This window comes from Streptomyces sp. NPDC020898 (genome assembly GCF_044333925.1).
Classification (GTDB): domain Bacteria; phylum Actinomycetota; class Actinomycetes; order Streptomycetales; family Streptomycetaceae; genus Streptomyces.
This window is the reverse complement of the sequence record NZ_JBIRRV010000014.1, coordinates 265884-282579: the sequence shown is the minus strand read 5'-3', so window position 1 is coordinate 282579 and position 16696 is coordinate 265884. Positions and strand designations below refer to the sequence as shown.

The following is a 16696-nucleotide window of genomic DNA, read 5'->3' as shown; positions in this document are numbered from 1 at the left end:
CAAGCTCCGATGCTCGACGACCCGGATCACGAGCCTCGTCCAAGCTGTCCTCACCCTCCAACTGGCCAGCTCAGACTGAGGATGGAAAAGGCTCAGTGGCATGGATATGGACATCGTCGGCAGGATCAACGCCGTTCACCGTGAGCTCGGCACCAGGAACATCCCCGCGGGTGAGGGCAAGGTCGTTGTCCTGCGCCGGAGTTACGACGCGGACATCGAGGACGTCTGGGACGCCTGTACCGACCCGGAGCGCATCGCGCGCTGGTTCCTGCCCGTCACCGGTGACCTCAAGCTCGGCGGCACCTACCAGCTGAAGGGCAACGCCGGCGGCGAGATCGTGGGCTGCGAGCCGCCCCGGCTGCTCAAGGTGACCTGGGTCTACGGCGAGAACGCCACCGAGAAGGACGTCGGCGAGGTCACCGTACGGCTGTCCCCGGGGGAGGACGGCGCGACCGTCCTCGAACTCGAACACGCGGCCGTTGTCGACCCCGGTTTCTGGGGAGAGTTCGGGCCGGGCGCGGTCGGCGTCGGCTGGGACGGGGCCCTGCTGGGCCTGGACGTGTACCTGGGCGGTGGCACGTTGGACGGGGAGGCGTGGCCGACCTCGCCGGAGGGGCGGGAGTTCGCGACCCGGAGCAGCGAGGCGTGGGGTGTCGCCCACGCCGCCTCCGGTGCGCCGGCGGACGAGGTCGCGGCGGCGGTCGAGAACACGACGAAGGCCTACGCGCCGCCTCCTGCGTGAGGGTTTCGCCCCCGCCGCCCCTACCCCGTCCCATCCCTGAGGGCTGCCGCCCCCAGACCCCCGCTGTCGGCCCTGAACGGGCCTCGTCCTCAAACGCCGGACGGGCTGGGGATGCGGGCCGGCCGAGAGGTTCAAGGGCGCCTGGCAATCGTGCCGAGACGGGCGGGTGGGTGGGAAACATGGCCTGGGCGGCATCGGCCTCGACTTTTCGACGCCGGACGAGCCGGAGGCAATGCGCTCAGGCCGTCGTGGCCTGCCGTACGTGGCCGGCGATGAAGGCGTAGCTCTCCCGGGCCTTCTCGTCGTCCTTGATGTCGTAGCCGTGGTCGACCCCGGCCATGTCATGGTGCTCGACCAGTGATCCCACCTGCCGCAGCCGCTCGGCGTAGCGTGCGCCCTCCGCCCGGAGACGGTCGTACGCGGCCGTGACGATCAGGGCCGGAGCGATGCCCTTGAGGTCGGCGGTGTCCTTCGCGCCCGCGGGGGAGACGAGCCGGTCGGCGCGCTCGGCCACATCCGGTACGTACGCACTGTCGAACACCTCACCCATCCACGGGCGCAGCATCGGCTTGGCGATCGCGGCGGGCTTGTCCTTCGCGGCGATCGAGAGGTCGAGCGGCGGGTAGAGCAGGACCTGCAACGCGATCGAAGGGCCACCCTCCTCCAGGGCCTGGCGGGCCACGGCCGCCGCGAGACCACCGCCGGCGCTCTGCCCGCCCACGGTGAGCCGGGCGCCGTCCCAGCCGTGCTCGTCGCCGTGCGCGGCGATCCACCGGACGACCTCGAACGCCTGCCGGGGCGGGGCGGGGAACGGGTGCTGAGGGGCGACCACATAGTCGACGTTGACGACCACCACCCCCGCCTGCGCGGCGACGGCCCGGCAGAAGGCGTCGTCGGTCTCCGTCACCGGCATGATGTAGCCGCCGCCGTGGAAGTTGACGTGGACCGGCGGGGCCGGGTCCCCGTTCGCGGGCCGGTACACCACGATCCGGGCCGGGGCGATAGACGTCGGGACCATCAACTCGCGGGTGTCGCGCGGGAATTCGGGGAGGCGGGCGTGGGCCGAGGCGGCGGGACCCCGCTCGCCGGAGCGCCGGTCCGCCAGCTTGAGGAGACGTTGCACCGTCTTGGCGATGAAGGAGGCCACCGCAGGCCTGGCGAGGAGGGACACGCGGTTCCGATCGGTCGGGCTATTGCCAGGAATCCTGTCGATCGACAGGCTGACATTAAACACGACCGCTCGGTACACCGAAAGTGGGCTACGGCTTGTGGGCGACCCCGCCGTACACGTCCGTGGGCTCGGGCGAGGTGCCGGGCTCCGGGCGCCACAGGGGGCAGGAGACGATGCCCGGCTCCAGCAGGTCCAGGCCCTCGTAGAGCGCGGAGAGCTTGTCGGGGCTGCGCAGGACGTAGGGGACGGCGCCCGTGTCGTCGTATCCGTCCTGGGCGCGTTTCAGCTCCTCGTCGGTGTCCGTGCTGTCGTAGTGCACGAAGTAGCTGCCCGGGGGCAGAGCGGCCTGGAGGCGGTGGGTGATCGACTTGGCCTTCTCCCAGTCCTGGACATGGCCGAGGATGCCCATCAGCATCAGCGCCACCGGCTTGCGGAAGTCCAGGATCTTGCTCGCGGCCTCGATGATCGTCTCGGGCTCGTGCAGATCCGCGTCGACGTAGTCCGTGGTGCCCTCGGGGGTGCTGGTGAGTAGGGCCTGGGCGTGCCGCAGGACGAGCGGGTCGTTGTCGACGTAGACGATGCGCGACTCGGGGGCCACCTTCTGGGCCACCTGGTGCGTGTTGTCGTACGTCGGCAGCCCGGTGCCGATGTCGAGGAACTGGCGGATGCCGCGCTCGCGGGCCACGAAGGTGACCGTGCGGATGAGATAGGTGCGCGAGGCCCGGGCCATCGTCTCGATGTTGGGGGCGATCTCGCGGTACGCGTCGCCCGCCTCGCGGTCGACCTCGTAGTTGTCCTTGCCGCCCATCCAGTAGTTCCAGATGCGGGCGGAGTGCGGCACCGTGGTGTCGATCTTGGACAGTGCTTCCTGGTCTGGGGTGGGCTGGTCGTCTGCCATCGGGGTTCTCCTGACTTGCCTCGCGCGGACTTCGCTAACCTACCGTCAACTGCCGTGTCGGGTAACGGAGTTGGGACTGCCGAGGCGCGGGTGCACGGATGCGGCGACCCGGTTCGGCGGACAACTCGGTGACGTCGACGGTGACGACGGGAACGTGCTGGGCGAGTGTCCGGAACACCCGGCCGTACGCGAGGGCGGCGGCCGAGGACTCCGAACCGTCGTCGCCGTGTTCACCTCCGGTGAGGTGGAGCATGGCGCCGTCGCGTTCGGCGACCGCCTCGGCGAAGTCGAGTGCCTGGATCCAGGTCACCCGGGAGCGTCCGTGGCGCAGTGGCCCGTAGACGAGTTCCCCGATGATGCCGCCGTCGATGACGAACCGGCCCGGCGCGGACAGCAGATCGCGGTACGGCCGGGTCGGATCCAGGTGGTGCAGACCGCCCGGCGTCCGCCGCAACGGGAAGCCGGAGCGGGCCAGTTCGGTGAGAAGACGGGTGCGGCGGACGCCCTCGTGGCCCTCGACGACCAGGGTCGGGTACGGGGCGACGGTCTCCGCGACGCTTTGCGGCAGGCTCATCGCGGGGGCGTCCCCGCTCCTCGGGAGCGGCCCGGCAGGGGAGTGCCGGCACGCCCGGTCGGTATGGCTCGGCCCGGGACGCGAGGCGGCGTGCGCATGCCGCTCCCTTCAGAGTGCTGCGTGCGGGTGTGCGTCAACTCCCTCAGTGTGTACGGGACCCCCGCACGGCGGGAGTGCGCGTGCGGGTTGTCCGGTTGTGCGGGTGTGGTGGCGCGCCGGACGCCCGCCGGTCGCGACGGCGCGTGGGTCTGGTGATTCGGGTGGGTCGGGCGGAGGGTCAGGCGATCAGGAAGTCGGCCTGGCCGGACTTCGCGCCCTCCAGGAACGACACCATCTCGTCCCGGGAGTAGACCAGCGCGGGCCCGTCCGGGTCCTTGGACTGCCGGAACGCGACGCTGCCGTCGGGCAGCCGCTTGGCCTCGACGCAGCTTCCGCCGTTGGTACCGCTCCAGGGCTTGTGCCAGCCCTCGGAGCCGAGTTCGGACGCGGCCATGCCGCTGTGGACGGTTCCGTCGGTTGCCATGGTTCACAACTCCTTACGCAGTGCTGCCAGGGTCTCCCTGGTCCGAGCGACCGGCTCCGCCTGTACGGACATCCGGTCCAGTACCTCCAGGTACGTCACGACGTCGGCGGGCTGGTCGAAGTACTGCGCGCCGGCGAGGCTCTCCGTGTAGACGACGTCGGGCAGTTCGGAGAAGCCGAATCGGAAGTAGTGAAAGGGACCGAAGGCTCCCGGGTGCGGACCTGCCTTGAAGCGCATGACCTGGATCCGGACCTTCGGATACTCCAACACCTCGATGAGACGCTCGATCTGAGCCCGCATCACCTCGGCCCCGCCCACGGGCCGGTGCAGCACGGTCTCGTCCAGTACGGCCCAGACGGCGGGCGCCTCGGGCTTGTCGAGGAGATCCTGGCGCTTCAGCCGCAGGTCGACCATGCGCTGGATGTCCTCGTGGCTCTTGTTGGGAAAGCCGACGCGCAGCAGCGCGGCGGCGTAGTCGCGGGTCTGCAACAGGCCGGGGACGTAGTGGGGTTCGTAGAGCCGGATGACGGTGGCTTCGCTCTCCAGGCTCACATAGGCGCTGAACCAGTCCGGCAGTACGTCGCGGTACGTGTACCACCAGCCCGGCTGGTTGGCCTCCCTGGCCAGGTTGAGGAAACCGTCGATCTCCTCGGCCAGGACCCCGTAGGTGCGCAGCAGCTCCCTCACGTAGGGGATGCGGAGGCCGACCTCGGCCTTCTCCATCCGGCGGACCGTCAACGGTGTGACCTCGATCGCCCGTGCCGCGTCCTCGAAGGACACCCCTGCCCGCTCCCGCAGATGCCTCAGACGCTTTCCGAGGACCATCCGCAGGACGGTGGGGGCACTTCCGCCTGAGCGGTTCTCGCTCACGTGGTACCTCCAGGGACCGCCGTCACAGCGGGCAGTGTGCCACGTCTTCGGTTGACACCGACAGGGCTTTGCGCTTCATTCTGAAATTATCAGAACGAAGGTTGCGAGCTGTGCCTGTCCGTCACCATAGTGATCGAGTGACGTGCCGCACACTGTGCGGCACCGCCACCGAACCTCGTCCGTCCTCCGGGAAGTTGACGTCCCGGCAGACCGGACAGGTACGAAGCCCCACCCGACGTGATGCGAGACCTGGATGGCCGCCGTGACGAACGGACAACCGAGAAGCCCGGGCAAGGGCACGGGCGGAAGCAACAAGGCGCTGGCAACCGCGCTCAAGGACGCCGGCTGCTCGTACGCCTCGCTCGCGCACCGCGTCAATGACCTGGGCCGCCGCCAGGGCGTGGACACCAACTACGACAAGGCGTCGGTCACCCGCTGGCTCCAGGGCCAGCAGCCCCGGGGCGCCACACCCGAGCTGATCGCCGCCGTCCTCTGCGAGCGGCTCGCCCGCCCGCTGTCCCCGGCGGACCTCGGCTTCCTCCCCGACCAGCAACGCCCCGTCGTGGGCAGGGCACTTGTGTACGGCGACGACGTGGCGGAGACCTTGCACACCCTGGCGGAACTCGGCTGCACCGACATCTCCCGGCGCACGCTCCTCGGCGCGGTCCCCTTCGTCCCGGGCGCCCTGACGAACCCTCAGCGCGAGTGGCTGCTCTGGCTGTTGGAGAACACCGGGAGCGGCGAGGGGGGTGGCGACCCGGGAGGTGTCCGTCCTGGGTTCGCGGTTGACGCCGGGGGGCCGGTGGAACAGGTCCACGCGATGATCGGCATGTTCGACGAGATGGACAACCACTACGGGGGCGGCGGGGTCCGCACCAGCATCGTGCACTACCTGTCCACCGAGATCATCCCCATGCTCCAGCAGCGCGGCGTCGCCCCGGCCCCGCTGCGGGAGCTGTTCGCCGCCGCGGCCCGCCTCGCGGCGATGGCCGGCTGGAGCTCGTACGACGCGGGGGAGTACGGGCTGGCGCAGCGCTACATGATCCAGGGGCTGCGGCTCTGCGCCGAGGGGCGCGACCGGGTGCTCGGCGGACAGATCCTGGCCGGGCTGTCCCATCTGGCGACCAGCCTCGGCCGCCCCGACGAGGGCGTGTGTCTGGCCCGGGCCGGCCTCGCCACGGCAAAGGGTTCGGGCAGCCCGCTCGGCCTGATGCGGCTGTACGCCATGTCCGCCCGGGGCCACGCCGCGCTGGGCCGCGCCCGCGAGACCTCCGAGGCGCTGCGCGAGGCCGAGCAGCAGCTGGCCGCGAGCCGTGGGAGTGCCCAGGAGTCACCCTGGGTGCGGTTCCTGGACCACCACTACCTGGAGGCGGAATCGGCCCTGTGCTTCCGGGATCTGGGCTGGGCGGCACAGGCGGAGAACACCGCCGTGGAATCCGTACGCGCCCACGCGGACCGTCGCCGGCGCCAGGCCATCAGCCGCTCGGTGCTGGCGACGGCCCAGCTCCAGCAGCACCGCCTCGACGAGGCGATCGGCACGGCGACGGAGGCGCTCGACGCGCTGAGCGGCGTACACAGTGAACGCTCGATACAGGCCCTGCGGGACTTCCGCGGCCGGCTCGCCCCGCACCGCGGGGAGCCGATGGTGCAGGAGTTCGAGCACAGGTCCCGGCCGGTACTGGGGGCGGTGGCGTAGGGGTTCCGCTGCTTCGGCCGTACGTCAGTAACCGTCCGGTGTCGGCGCGTTCTGGGCCCGGTCCACCGGGAGATGGGCGCCCGAGACGCCGCTCGACGCGTCGGAGAGCAGGAAGGCGACCACGTCCGCGACCTCCTCGGGGGTGACGGGTTCGCCGCCGGGCAGCTCGGCGGCGGTGAAGGCCGCGTAGGCCTCCGGTTCCTCCGTGCGCATCCGGTCCCAGCGGCGGCCGGGGATCAGCATCGAGCCCGGGGAGACGGCGTTGACGCGGATGCGGTCGGGGCCGAGTTCGCGGGCCAGGGAGGCCGCCAGATGGATCTGGGCGCTCTTGGCCGCGCCGTACTGCGCGTACGGCCCCGGTTTCCACCCGGAGATCGACGCGATCACGACGACCGAGCCGCCGCCGGCCGCCCGCAGCGCGGGCAGCGCGGCCCGGACGAGCCGGGCCGTGTGACCGGCGTTCAGCTCCCAGGTGTCCGTCCAGTCCTGCGCCCGGGACCCTTCCAGACGACCGCCCCGGGAACCGCCGACACAGGCGGCGACACCGTCGAGACCGCCGCCGAAACGTTTCCCCGCAGCGGTGACGAAGTCCTCCAGCCGATCGGGCTCCACCACGTCCAGTACCTCGGTGAACAACCGGCCGCGCGCCTCCTCGTCGAGGGAGGCCGCGAGGGCCGTCAGCCCGGCCTCCGTGCGCGCACAGGTCGCCACCCGCGCGCCCTCCGCGAGCAGCAGCCGCACGATCCGCTCGCCGAGCCCGCGGGTGCCCCCGGTGACGAGCACCCTCTTGCCCCGTACCCCGGCCCGGCCTGCGAAGCCGCACCGCAGGCCGGCGGCCCGGCCTTCGTTCACGTACACCATGAACGGGAACCTACCGCCCCCGCCACTACGCATATGCAACCGGACAACCCCCGCACTCCCTGGCCCGGCAGGCCCCCGGTGCTGTTGTCTGCGACAACAGCACCGGCGTACCGGAAGGAGCACCGATGACGGCACCCGAGACATCCCCGCAAGGCTCACCCCGCCGTCACCGAACCTCCGTGCCGGACCGATTACCCGGACCGGCCGGAACGCCTGGATCGCCTGGCACGCATGCATACGTGGACTACATGGTGAGGCTCCCTTGATCTCCCTCAGCAGGCCCCGCCTGTTCCAGGTCGCGGTCCCCGCGCGCGCTTCGTGCGCGGCCCGGGTACGGCGCACGGTGGCCGCGCACCTCACCCTCTGGCAGCTGTCGCACCTGCTCGACGACGCCGTCCTCGCGACGGACGAGCTGTTCGCCAACGCCGTCCGGCACACGGGCGTCGGGCCGGGCGACTCGATCGCCATCGTGCTCGAACACGACGAGCACGAACTGCGCGTCACCCTCTCGGACCCCTCGCCCCTGTTGCCCCGGCCGCGTACGTCCACCGCGGCGGCCGAGTCCGGGCGGGGACTGAACATCGTCGCCGCGCTCGCGGACGACTGGGGCACAGCGCCGCCGGACCCGGGCATCCCGGGCAAGAAGGTGTGGTTCTCCCTGGTCACCGGAGAGACGGCATGAAGGCCATCGGGGGCAGGAGAACGCTATGAGGAGTGCACCGCCCATGGGGACCGCACGAGGCCCGGCGGCAGAGCCGCACCAGGCCGCCCTGGCCGCCGAACTGGTGGGCCGGGCCGAGGAGGACCAGCGGCTGACCCGGCAGGCACGCGAGGTGCCCACGGCGCTCAACCGGCATTTCGTGACGCGGTGCCGGGGCGCCAACGCCGACGCCCTGAGGTCGGTCGTGGCCCGTCGCGGCTGGCCCGAGGCCGGGCAGGTCGGCGAGCCCGCCTCGACGGCGGCCCTGATGATCCTGCTGCACACCGCCGACCTCGGTTTCCAGCTCACCTGCCGCGACCTGATCGCGGAAGCCGTGGCGGACGGCGGCTGCCCGGCCGTGCACCACGCCTACATCGCCGACCACTGCGCGGTCGAACTGGGCCAGCCGCAGTTCTACGGCACCCGTATCAACGCGAACACGCTCTGCCCGTACCCGATCCGTCACCCCGAGACGGTCGACGAACGCCGCCAGGACGTGGGCCTTGAGCCGCTGGCGGAACATCTGCCCGCGCTGCGGCATGTCGTGCACGCGGTGCGCGACGGGCGCTGAAGGACGCTCTCGGGCGGACGGGGTCTGACGGGCGCGTTCGCGCGATGGAAGCGGCTCGCGCTTCCCCTGCGGAAAACCTGACAGCAGATGTCCGGTATTCGCGACACCCTGAAGTGACGCCGGTCCTGAGGGCCCGGGCGGTCACATTTGTTGTCACGCACGGAGGAGGTCGCACATGCCGAGTACGACGGAGAACCCGCCCGCCGGGAAACAGGACGGGGAGCAGGAAGGCAAGGTCGCGCTGGTCGCCGGGGCGACCCGCGGGGCCGGGAGGGGCATCGCGGTGGAACTCGGAGCCGCCGGGGCCACCGTCTACGTGACCGGACGCAGCACCCGGAAAAAACGCTCCGAGTACGACCGGCCGGAGACCATCGAGGACACCGCCGACCTGGTCACCGAGGCCGGCGGCCGGGGCATCGCCGTGCCGACCGACCATCTCGTGCCGTCCGAGGTGCGCGCCCTCGTGGACCGGATCGCCGGTGAACAGGGCCGCCTCGACATTCTCGTGAACGACATCTGGGGCGGCGAGAACCTGTTCGACTGGGAGAAGCCGGTCTGGGAGCACGACCTCGACAAGGGGCTCAGACTGCTCCGGCTCGCCGTCGAGACACACGCGATCACCAGCCATCACGCGCTGCCGCTGCTGCTGCGCAACCCCGGCGGCCTGGTGGTCGAGGTCACCGACGGCACCGCCGAGTACAACCGCGACACCTACCGCGTGTCCTTCTTCTACGACCTCGCCAAGTCGTCCGTCCTGCGCATGGCCTTCGCGCTCAGCCACGAACTCGGCCCGCGCGGCGCCACCGCCGTGGCACTGACCCCGGGCTGGATGCGCTCCGAGATCATGCTCGAACACTTCGGCGTCGGCGAGGAGAACTGGCGCGACGCCCTCGAACGCATCCCGCACTTCGGCATCTCGGAGACCCCGCGCTTCGTGGGCCGCGCGGTGGCGGCCCTGGCGGCCGACCCCGACGTGGCGCGCTGGAACGGCGAGTCCCTTTCCAGCGGCGGGCTCGCCCAGTCCTACGGCTTCACCGACCTCGACGGCAGCCGCCCGGACGCCTGGCGTTATCTGGTCGAGGTCCAGGACGCGGGCAAGCCGGCGGACGTGACGGGCTATCGCTGAGCCGGTTCGGACCGGTCGGGCGGCGGGAGCGGCCAGCGCCCCGCATGCCCGGGCGGGAGCGCCAGGTCGTCCCGTACGGCCGTGTAGTAGCCGTCGCGTCGGGCGCGCTGGCGTTCCAGCAGCGTCTGCCAGGTCTGGGGGTCGCGCGTTCCCGCGCGCAGGAACCGTTCCATCTCCATCACCGCGACGACCCACTCCCGGGCCTTGTCCACCACTTCCGGGCTGCCGAGGAGAATCAGCGCCTCCCCGGACGGATCCCGCGCGACGGTCGCCTCGGCGAGCAGGGGCTCCGCCTCCTCGGGCGACAGCGGGTGCGGATGGGGGTCGTTCCCCAGATGGGAGGCGACCCGGTAGGTGAGGGTGACGGATCCCTTGAGGGTCCTCGCGTAGTCGGAGTACACCGAGAGCCGCCGCTCCTCCCAACGGGCCTCCCGCTCACGGCGGAAGCGGACCCGGTCGACCCGCACAACCGCCAGATACGAGCCGAGGGCGCCGATGACGACACCGATGAGGGCCGGGAGTTGCTGAAAGAACGCGGACATGTCCGCACGGTATCCGTCCAGTTGATCTCCGGGACACTACCGTCGACCCCATGACGACACAGACAGGGCGCTTCGAGGGGTACGGGGTTCTTGTCACGGGCGCTGCCCGCGGCATCGGCGCGGCCGTCGCGCGGCGGCTGGCCGAGGAGGGTGCGCGGGTGCTGGTGACCGACGTCGACTCCGGCGGGGCCGAGCGTACGGCGGCGGCGTTGCGCGAACGGGGCCTGGCGGGCGAGGGGTTCGGGTGCGACGTGGCGGACCGCGCCTCGGTCGAGGCCGCCGTCGCACACGCCGTCGCCTCCTTCGGCTCGCTGGACGTCCTCGTCAACAACGCCTACGGCTGTACACCCGACGCTCCCCTGTTCGAGGACGAGCCCGACGAGAAGTGGGCCCACGACCTCGACCTCACCCTGACCGGCGCCTACCGCTGCTGCCGCGCGGCGCTTCCGCACCTGGTGGCCTCCGGGCGCGGTGCCGTCGTCAGCATCGGTTCCGTGAACGGCGTCCAGGCCTTCGGCAACCACGCCTACAGCGCGGCCAAGGCGGGGCTGGCGTCCCTCACCCGCACCCTCGCCGGGCACGCCGCCGCCCGCGGGGTCCGCGTCAACCTGGTCGAGCCGGGCACCGTACGGACCACGGCCTGGGCGGGGCGCGACGCGGAACTGGAGGCGCTGCGCGAGCTGTACCCCCTGGGGCGGGTCGGCGAACCGGAGGACATCGCGTCGGCCGTCGCCTTCCTCGCCTCGCGCGACGCGTCCTGGATCACCGGCACCACCCTGCGCGTCGACGGCGGCCTCACTGCGGTCAACACTGGATTCCGCCAGGTCACACGGTCGTGAACGACGGAGGACGCACCAGCGAATGTCACCGTTTCGTCCCGGCCCGGGCTGTTCTACAACCGAACCCCCGGAACGCCGGTCTAGCTGGCAGAGAACGTGCGGGGGCGCCCCGTACGCAGCATGCAGGGGAGAGAGGTTCTGTCATGGGGGACGTACGCAGACGAGGAGCCGTCGCGCTCGGGATCGCGGGGCTCGTGGCGCCGCTGACGCTCGCGCTCGGCACCGCACCGGCGCAGGCGGCGAGCTGTACGACGCAGACAGGCCCGTACCAGAAGAAGGTGGAGAAGTTCCTCGGGCGGCCGGTCGACGGTGTGCAGTCCCCCGCTGACTGCAAGGCCATCCGGGCCTTCCAGAACAAGCACGGCATCACCCCCAACGTGGGCTACGCGGGTCCCGTCACCTGGGGCGTGATGGACCTGATGCTGAAGCAGCGGGCCGTCGGGAACAAGCCCAACAAGGCCGGCAAGTGCCCGGTCAACAAGGGCCGCATCGCGTGCGTCGACCTCACGCTCCAGCTGAGCTGGGTCCAGGACGGCAGCCGTCTCGTCTACGGCCCGGTGCCGGTGCGTACCGGCCGCAACGGCTACGAGACGCGCACCGGGCTGAAGTCGGTCTACTGGCGGGACATCGACCACATCTCGTCGATATACGACGTCCCGATGCCATACAGCCAGTTCTTCGACGGCGGTCAGGCCTTCCACTCGGTCGGTGTCAGCATGTGGAACCCGCCGGGCTCGCACGGCTGCGTCAACATGACCACGAAGGACGCCAAGAAGTACTGGTCGCTCCTGAAGAAGGGCGACGACGTCTTCGTGTACGGGCGCAAGCCGGGCACCTGACGAAACGCCCGCGTCCCGCCCCGCCGAGGTGGCGGAACGGGACGCGGACTCCCCTCTGGTGAGCCAGGGAGGCCGTCAGCTCGCTGTTCGGGCCGTGTCCGTGTCCGGGTCACCGAAGTCCGGGATCGCCAGCCTCGCCCCGCCCTGGAGCGCGGAGTCGTGCGCCACGATGCCCGGCAGGGTGTAGCGGGCGGCCACCCATGCGTTCACCGTCGGCAGGGTCCGCGTGTTCACCGCCGTCACGAAGTCGTCCACCAGGAAGTGGTGGCTTCCCTCGTGACCGTTGTGCAGGTGCTCGAACTCCTTCGGCAGGCGCGAGCGGTCGTGCACCGGCGCAGAGCCGGACGTGAACGCGGCCCGCAGGTCGGGGGCGATGTGCTGGAGTGACGGATCGTCAGGAGCCATGGTGGGCTTGGGTTCCAGCAGCTCGCTGATGTCCGTGACCCCCTTCTTGTCCTGCCAGAAAGCGACCGTGGCGAGCTGCTCCATACTCGCGTCCGTACCGAAGAACCGGAACCGCGACTCCCGGATCTGGGAGGGATAGCCGACCCGGCGGAACTCGTTCGTCCGGAACGAACCGCCGCCCGCGACCTCGAACAGCGCGGTCGCGTTGGAGTAGTCGTTGCCGAACTGGCTGACCTCCTTGTCGAACACGCCGTCGCCGCGCTCGTCCCGCACCCCGATCGCCGACACGCTCACCGCGTGCGTCTGCCAGGCGCCGAGCACCCCGCCCACCGAGTGCGTCGGGTAGAGCAGCGGGGGATAGCTGGCGGTCGCCTTCCAGTTGTCGCCGCCGCTGTACTGGTAGGCCTCGTAGAAGCCGAGGTCCATGTCGTGGACGTAGTCGCCCTCGGCGTAGAAGAGCCGGCCGAAGGCGCCCTCGGCGATCTGGTTGCGGGCGTGGACGGTCGCCGGGTTGTACTGACTCGTTTCACCCATCATGTAGGTGAGTCCGGTGGCCCGTACGGCGTCGATGATCGCGCCGATCTCCTCCGCGCTGACCGCCATCGGCACCGCCGAGTACACGTGCTTGCCGGCGCCCAGCCCCTGGAGGACCAGGGGGCCGTGCGTCCAGCGCTGGGTGAAGATCGCGACCGCGTCGACCGCCGGCGACTCCAGCATCGCCTCGTACGAGGGGAAGGTGCCCGACAGGCCTTCTGCCGCGGCCAGTTGCTCCGCGCGCTCCGGCAGGAGGTCGGTCACGTACACCTCGCCGACGCCCGGATGGGCGAGGAACAGCTTGGCGAACTGGCCGGAGAACTGCCCGGCGCCGACGATGCCGAGGGAGAACGTCATGGATTGCGTGCCCTTCTGTGGTCGCTCGACCGGTGTCGTTACTGGTCGAGAATCAGATTGATCTGGCTGTTGGTCCGGTCGAGGCCGGTCACGGACCCGCCGTTGCTGAAGATGTCCTGCATGGCCGGGTGCATGAGGGCGTACACGTCCGCCGCGTAGTTGGTGATCGGGTAGGAGAAGGTGGCGAACTCCTTCCCGCCGGCCTTCTCGTCGGCGACCGGCCTGGTGAACGCCGAGACGTCGATGCCCTTCTTCTCGTACGCGGCCACCGCGGCCTCCGTGCCGTCGGGTGTGGCCGGGAAGACGATCCCGTAACTGCCCACGGTCCGCTGGCACTTGTCCGAGGCGAGGTACGTGACCCACTTCTTGGCGCCCGCCTTGTTGTGGGCGCCCTTGGTGATCGAGTCGGCGAGGCCGTTCAGCATCGTCGCCCGCTTGCCCGTCGGCCCGGCCGGAGTGACGGCGGTGGCGATGTCCATGCCCTTGAAGCCGGCGTACGACGAGATCATCCAGGCTCCGTCGAACGCCGCCGCGGCCTTGCCGGAGGAGATCTGCGTGTTGGCCTGGTTGGACTGGGAGTTGTAGTCGGTGAAGGGGACCATGTAGCCCTTCTTCGCCAGGCCGAAGTACCACTTGATCACGGACTGAAAGGTATCGCTGTCGTACCGGTACTCGGTGCCCCAGCGCTTCTCGTTCGTGTACGTCCAGCCCGCCGAGGCGGCGAAGTTGCTCCACTGGGTCTGGCCGTCACCGTCACCGCCGCCGTTGGTGGCGAGGCCGTACACCTTGACGTTGTCCTTGTCGAAGCCGGCCTCGTCGCCCCGTTTGCCGTTCTTGTCGATGGTGAGGTGTGCGATCGCCTTCTCGAAGGTGCCGCCGTCCTTGGGGTTCCAGGAGAGGCCGTTCAGTTGCGCGGCTGTGAGACCGGCCGCCCGCGCCAGCTTCTCGTTGTAGAAGAGGGCGACGGTGTCCCAGTCCTTCGGGGCGCCGTAGCGGTGGCCGTCCTGGCCGGTCCAGTTGGCGGCGAGCCCGGGCTGGTAGGCGGAGCCGTCGATGCCGAGGTCGTCGAGCGGTTCGAGGACCTTCAGGTCGGCGAACTGGCCGAACTTGACGATGTGGTCGGTGAACACGTCCGGCTGGGTGCCCGCGATGAAGCTCGCGGTGAGCTTGGTCCAGTAGTCGTCCCAGCCCAGCTGGGTGATCTTCACCGTCAGCCCGGGGTTCTCCTTCTCGAAGTCCTTCGCGCAGGCCTGGTAGGCGGGTTGCTGGTTGGCGTCCCACAGCCAGTAGTTCACGGTGTCCGCCGACGAGCCGGCCGCCCCGCCCTGCGCGCAGCCGGTCGCGAGGGTCAGCGCCAGGGCTCCGCCCAGCGCCACGATCGTACGAATGCGCATGTCCGTCCCCTCAGTTGACTCCGTTGACGCGGTCACTTGATGCCCGTGAAGCTGACGGAACTGACGATGCGGCGGGCGAAGCACGCGAACAGCACGATCATCGGCAGCGCGGCGATCAGCGTGGCCGCCATCAGCCCCGACCAGTCGACGCCGGTCTGCGGGGTCTGCGCGCGGAAGATCGCCAGAGCCACCGTGAGCACCCGCGAACTGTCGCTGTACGACACCATCAGAGGCCAGAAGTAGTCGTTCCAGGCGGTGATGTACGTCAGGATCGCGAGGGTGAGCACCGGTGTGGACGCCATCGGCAGCAGCACCCGGAAGAAGACGCGGATCTTGCCGGCGCCGTCGAGCAGCGCCGCCTCCTCGACCTCGCGCGGGATGTTCATGAAGAACTGGCGCAGGAAGAACACCGCGAACGGCGTCATGAACATCGTCGGCAGCGCGATCCCCAACAGGTTGTCCACCAGGCCGAGTTGCTTGATCAGCACGAAGTTCGGCAGCAGAGTGAAGATGGCCGGGACCATCAGACCCGCCAGGAAGAGCCCGAAGACCGTGTCCCGGCCGCGCCAGCGCAGCCGGGCGAAGGCGTACGCGGCCATCGCCGAGAAGAAGATCTGGCAGCCGGTGATCAGGGTCGACACGACCACCGAGTTGAGGAGGTAGCGCCAGAAGTCCAGACCGCCGCCCGCGCCGCCCTGGGCGATCGCCTCCTCGGTGGACTGGAGCCCGAGCGCCCGCTCGAAACCGCCGGTGGTCGGGTGCACCGGCAGCGGGTTCGCCGGGTCGGCGGCGAGGCCCGCGTTGGTGGACAGCGCGGTGCGCAGGATCCAGTAGAACGGCAGCAGAGTGACCAGCACGATCGCGGCCATCACCGCCCAGGCGGCGATCCGCCCGAGGGAGGGCCCGCGCCGCAGGGGCCGGACGGCCGTCGCGGTGGGCGTCGGGGTGGGCGTCGGCGCCGGTGTTGTCAGAGTTGTCATGGCGTGCTCCTTCCGGTCAGCCGAGATCCGTGTGGCCGGCCCGGGTGAGCCGGTACTGGAGGAAGGTGATCGCGCTCAGCACGACCAGCAGGGCCACGGACATCGCCGAGGCGTAGCCGAACTGGAAGCGGCCGAAGGCGGAGCCGTAGATGTAGAACTGAAGGACGTTGGTGGCGTTCGCCGGACCGCCCGCCGTCGTCACCGCGACGGTGTCGAACACCTGGAACGAGCCGATCACCGTCATGATCAGGACCACCGCGAGGACCGGACGCAGCAGCGGCATCGTGATGCGCCAGAACATCCGCCCCTCGCTCGCACCGTCCACCTTGGCCGCCTCGTACATGTCGTTCGGGATGGCCTGGAGACCGGCGAAGAGCAGCAGCGCGGTGTAGCCGACATGCCGCCAGACGTTGATCAGCGCGATCGTCGGGATCGCCCAGGTCTCGTCGGCGAGGAACGGGATCCGGTCGAAGCCGAGGGCCGCGATGATCTCGTTGCCGATGCCGAGCTGGGTGTCGAGCATCCAGAGCCAGACGATGCCCGCGACGACGTTCGACATCAGATAGGGCGTGAGCACGATCCCGCGGAGTACGGCGGACTGGGTCAGCCGCTGGAGCAGTACGGCGATGGCGAGTGCCGCCGTCGTCTGCACCCCGATGTTGATGAGGACGTATTCGACGGTGACCGTCAACGAGTCCCAGAAGATGGGGTCGTTGACCATCCGGACGTAGTTGTCGAGCCCCACCCACTCGGCCGGGGTCAGCAGGTTGAAGCGGGTGAAGCTCAGGTAGACGCCCCGCAGCGTCGGCCAGAGCAGGAACACCAGGAAGCCCAGCATCGCCGGGGCGACGAAGAGCGCCGCGAGTGCGCCGTCGCCGCGTGGTCGACGCAGGGGTGGGCTGGTGGAGGCGACGGTCATGGAGAGACTCCCTCGTCTGCTCGTCAGCGGCTCGTCCTCAGGGGACTTACTTTTGAGCCAAAAGAATCCATTCGTCAAGAGGTGGGTAACCATCTTTTTCCGGCAGGGAATCCCGGCGTATGGTGGTCACGTTAGTTTCAGGGCAAAAGAAATGG

At 70.0% G+C, this 16696-nt stretch carries 18 protein-coding genes; 7 read left to right on the top strand and 11 right to left on the bottom strand.

What is annotated here, in order from left to right; genetic code table 11:
- Positions 1 to 100 precede the first annotated feature (100 nt).
- Complete coding sequence (locus ACH4TV_RS35720) at positions 101 to 742, top strand: SRPBCC family protein (RefSeq protein WP_398405418.1); 642 nt, start codon at positions 101 to 103, stop codon at positions 740 to 742.
- 238 nt (positions 743 to 980) lie between these two features.
- On the opposite strand, the gene ACH4TV_RS35715 is transcribed toward ACH4TV_RS35720, so the two are convergent.
- The 5 genes from ACH4TV_RS35715 to ACH4TV_RS35695 all read right to left on the bottom strand — a co-directional run bounded on the left by ACH4TV_RS35715 (position 981) and on the right by ACH4TV_RS35695 (position 4778).
- Entirely contained in the window at positions 981 to 1913 is a 933-nt protein-coding gene (locus tag ACH4TV_RS35715) for an alpha/beta hydrolase fold domain-containing protein (protein WP_398405417.1), read from the bottom strand.
- Positions 1914 to 2001: 88 nt separating this feature from the next.
- Complete coding sequence (locus ACH4TV_RS35710; RefSeq protein WP_398405416.1) at positions 2002 to 2811, bottom strand: SAM-dependent methyltransferase; 810 nt, start codon at positions 2809 to 2811, stop codon at positions 2002 to 2004.
- Between the two features lie 34 nt (positions 2812 to 2845).
- On the bottom strand, positions 2846 to 3385 hold the full coding sequence (locus tag ACH4TV_RS35705) for a hypothetical protein (RefSeq protein ID WP_398405415.1): 540 nt from the start codon (positions 3383 to 3385) through the stop codon (positions 2846 to 2848).
- A 277-nt stretch (positions 3386 to 3662) separates the two neighbouring features.
- Positions 3663 to 3908: a DUF397 domain-containing protein gene (locus ACH4TV_RS35700; RefSeq protein WP_398405414.1), complete on the bottom strand. Its 246-nt coding sequence runs from the start codon at positions 3906 to 3908 to the stop codon at positions 3663 to 3665.
- 3 nt (positions 3909 to 3911) lie between these two features.
- Positions 3912 to 4778, bottom strand: a complete 867-nt coding sequence (locus ACH4TV_RS35695) for a helix-turn-helix domain-containing protein (RefSeq protein ID WP_398405413.1) — start codon at positions 4776 to 4778, stop codon at positions 3912 to 3914.
- A 253-nt stretch (positions 4779 to 5031) separates the two neighbouring features.
- Here ACH4TV_RS35695 and ACH4TV_RS35690 point away from each other — a divergent pair, with 253 nt between their 5' ends.
- Positions 5032 to 6474, top strand: coding sequence for a hypothetical protein (locus ACH4TV_RS35690; protein WP_398405412.1), 1443 nt, complete (start codon positions 5032 to 5034; stop codon positions 6472 to 6474).
- 24 nt (positions 6475 to 6498) lie between these two features.
- On the opposite strand, the gene ACH4TV_RS35685 is transcribed toward ACH4TV_RS35690, so the two are convergent.
- A complete protein-coding gene (locus ACH4TV_RS35685; protein ID WP_398405411.1) occupies positions 6499 to 7335 on the bottom strand; it encodes an SDR family NAD(P)-dependent oxidoreductase in 837 nt (278 codons plus the stop codon).
- 262 nt (positions 7336 to 7597) lie between these two features.
- Between ACH4TV_RS35685 and ACH4TV_RS35680 the strand changes: the two genes are divergently transcribed.
- The 3 genes from ACH4TV_RS35680 to ACH4TV_RS35670 all read left to right on the top strand — a co-directional run bounded on the left by ACH4TV_RS35680 (position 7598) and on the right by ACH4TV_RS35670 (position 9732).
- Positions 7598 to 8017 carry an ATP-binding protein gene (locus tag ACH4TV_RS35680; protein WP_398405410.1) on the top strand — a complete coding sequence of 140 codons (420 nt, stop codon included), beginning with the start codon at positions 7598 to 7600 and terminating at the stop codon, positions 8015 to 8017.
- A gap of 43 nt (positions 8018 to 8060) precedes the next feature.
- Positions 8061 to 8606, top strand: a complete 546-nt coding sequence (locus ACH4TV_RS35675; RefSeq protein ID WP_398405409.1) for a DUF6624 domain-containing protein — start codon at positions 8061 to 8063, stop codon at positions 8604 to 8606.
- 175 nt (positions 8607 to 8781) lie between these two features.
- Positions 8782 to 9732, top strand: coding sequence for an SDR family oxidoreductase (locus ACH4TV_RS35670; RefSeq protein ID WP_398405408.1), 951 nt, complete (start codon positions 8782 to 8784; stop codon positions 9730 to 9732).
- Here the strand turns inward: ACH4TV_RS35670 and ACH4TV_RS35665 are convergent.
- The gene (locus tag ACH4TV_RS35665; protein WP_398405407.1) at positions 9723 to 10274 is read right to left on the bottom strand and encodes a hypothetical protein; all 552 of its coding nucleotides are present in this window, start codon (positions 10272 to 10274) and stop codon (positions 9723 to 9725) included. The two genes, ACH4TV_RS35670 and ACH4TV_RS35665, sit on opposite strands and share 10 nt — an antisense overlap.
- 50 nt (positions 10275 to 10324) lie before the next feature.
- Between ACH4TV_RS35665 and ACH4TV_RS35660 the strand changes: the two genes are divergently transcribed.
- Positions 10325 to 11113, top strand: a complete 789-nt coding sequence (locus ACH4TV_RS35660; RefSeq protein WP_398405406.1) for an SDR family NAD(P)-dependent oxidoreductase — start codon at positions 10325 to 10327, stop codon at positions 11111 to 11113.
- Between the two features lie 143 nt (positions 11114 to 11256).
- Complete coding sequence (locus ACH4TV_RS35655) at positions 11257 to 11952, top strand: L,D-transpeptidase family protein (protein ID WP_398405405.1); 696 nt, start codon at positions 11257 to 11259, stop codon at positions 11950 to 11952.
- Positions 11953 to 12027: 75 nt separating this feature from the next.
- Here ACH4TV_RS35655 and ACH4TV_RS35650 read toward each other — a convergent pair whose 3' ends face one another.
- Genes ACH4TV_RS35650 through ACH4TV_RS35635 form a run of 4 tightly spaced genes read right to left on the bottom strand, consistent with a single transcriptional unit; the run spans position 12028 to position 16541 of the window.
- Entirely contained in the window at positions 12028 to 13248 is a 1221-nt protein-coding gene (locus tag ACH4TV_RS35650) for a Gfo/Idh/MocA family protein (protein ID WP_398405404.1), read from the bottom strand.
- Positions 13249 to 13286: 38 nt separating this feature from the next.
- The gene (locus ACH4TV_RS35645; RefSeq protein WP_398405403.1) at positions 13287 to 14642 is read right to left on the bottom strand and encodes an ABC transporter substrate-binding protein; all 1356 of its coding nucleotides are present in this window, start codon (positions 14640 to 14642) and stop codon (positions 13287 to 13289) included.
- A gap of 32 nt (positions 14643 to 14674) precedes the next feature.
- Positions 14675 to 15622: a carbohydrate ABC transporter permease gene (locus tag ACH4TV_RS35640; RefSeq protein ID WP_398405402.1), complete on the bottom strand. Its 948-nt coding sequence runs from the start codon at positions 15620 to 15622 to the stop codon at positions 14675 to 14677.
- Positions 15623 to 15638: 16 nt separating this feature from the next.
- Positions 15639 to 16541: a carbohydrate ABC transporter permease gene (locus tag ACH4TV_RS35635; protein WP_398405401.1), complete on the bottom strand. Its 903-nt coding sequence runs from the start codon at positions 16539 to 16541 to the stop codon at positions 15639 to 15641.
- Positions 16542 to 16696: the final 155 nt, after the last annotated feature.

Coding starts and splice junctions, on each gene's coding strand:
- ACH4TV_RS35685 (WP_398405411.1), bottom strand. CDS start 7,335: ATGGTGTACGTGAACGAAGGCCGGGCCGCCGGCCTGCGGTGCGGCTTC.
- ACH4TV_RS35690 (WP_398405412.1), top strand. CDS start 5,032: ATGGCCGCCGTGACGAACGGACAACCGAGAAGCCCGGGCAAGGGCACG.
- ACH4TV_RS35660 (WP_398405406.1), top strand. CDS start 10,325: ATGACGACACAGACAGGGCGCTTCGAGGGGTACGGGGTTCTTGTCACG.
- ACH4TV_RS35675 (WP_398405409.1), top strand. CDS start 8,061: ATGGGGACCGCACGAGGCCCGGCGGCAGAGCCGCACCAGGCCGCCCTG.
- ACH4TV_RS35645 (WP_398405403.1), bottom strand. CDS start 14,642: ATGCGCATTCGTACGATCGTGGCGCTGGGCGGAGCCCTGGCGCTGACC.
- ACH4TV_RS35635 (WP_398405401.1), bottom strand. CDS start 16,541: ATGACCGTCGCCTCCACCAGCCCACCCCTGCGTCGACCACGCGGCGAC.
- ACH4TV_RS35720 (WP_398405418.1), top strand. CDS start 101: ATGGATATGGACATCGTCGGCAGGATCAACGCCGTTCACCGTGAGCTC.
- ACH4TV_RS35705 (WP_398405415.1), bottom strand. CDS start 3,385: ATGAGCCTGCCGCAAAGCGTCGCGGAGACCGTCGCCCCGTACCCGACC.
- ACH4TV_RS35665 (WP_398405407.1), bottom strand. CDS start 10,274: ATGTCCGCGTTCTTTCAGCAACTCCCGGCCCTCATCGGTGTCGTCATC.
- ACH4TV_RS35700 (WP_398405414.1), bottom strand. CDS start 3,908: ATGGCAACCGACGGAACCGTCCACAGCGGCATGGCCGCGTCCGAACTC.
- ACH4TV_RS35640 (WP_398405402.1), bottom strand. CDS start 15,622: ATGACAACTCTGACAACACCGGCGCCGACGCCCACCCCGACGCCCACC.
- ACH4TV_RS35655 (WP_398405405.1), top strand. CDS start 11,257: ATGGGGGACGTACGCAGACGAGGAGCCGTCGCGCTCGGGATCGCGGGG.
- ACH4TV_RS35670 (WP_398405408.1), top strand. CDS start 8,782: ATGCCGAGTACGACGGAGAACCCGCCCGCCGGGAAACAGGACGGGGAG.
- ACH4TV_RS35710 (WP_398405416.1), bottom strand. CDS start 2,811: ATGGCAGACGACCAGCCCACCCCAGACCAGGAAGCACTGTCCAAGATC.
- ACH4TV_RS35650 (WP_398405404.1), bottom strand. CDS start 13,248: ATGACGTTCTCCCTCGGCATCGTCGGCGCCGGGCAGTTCTCCGGCCAG.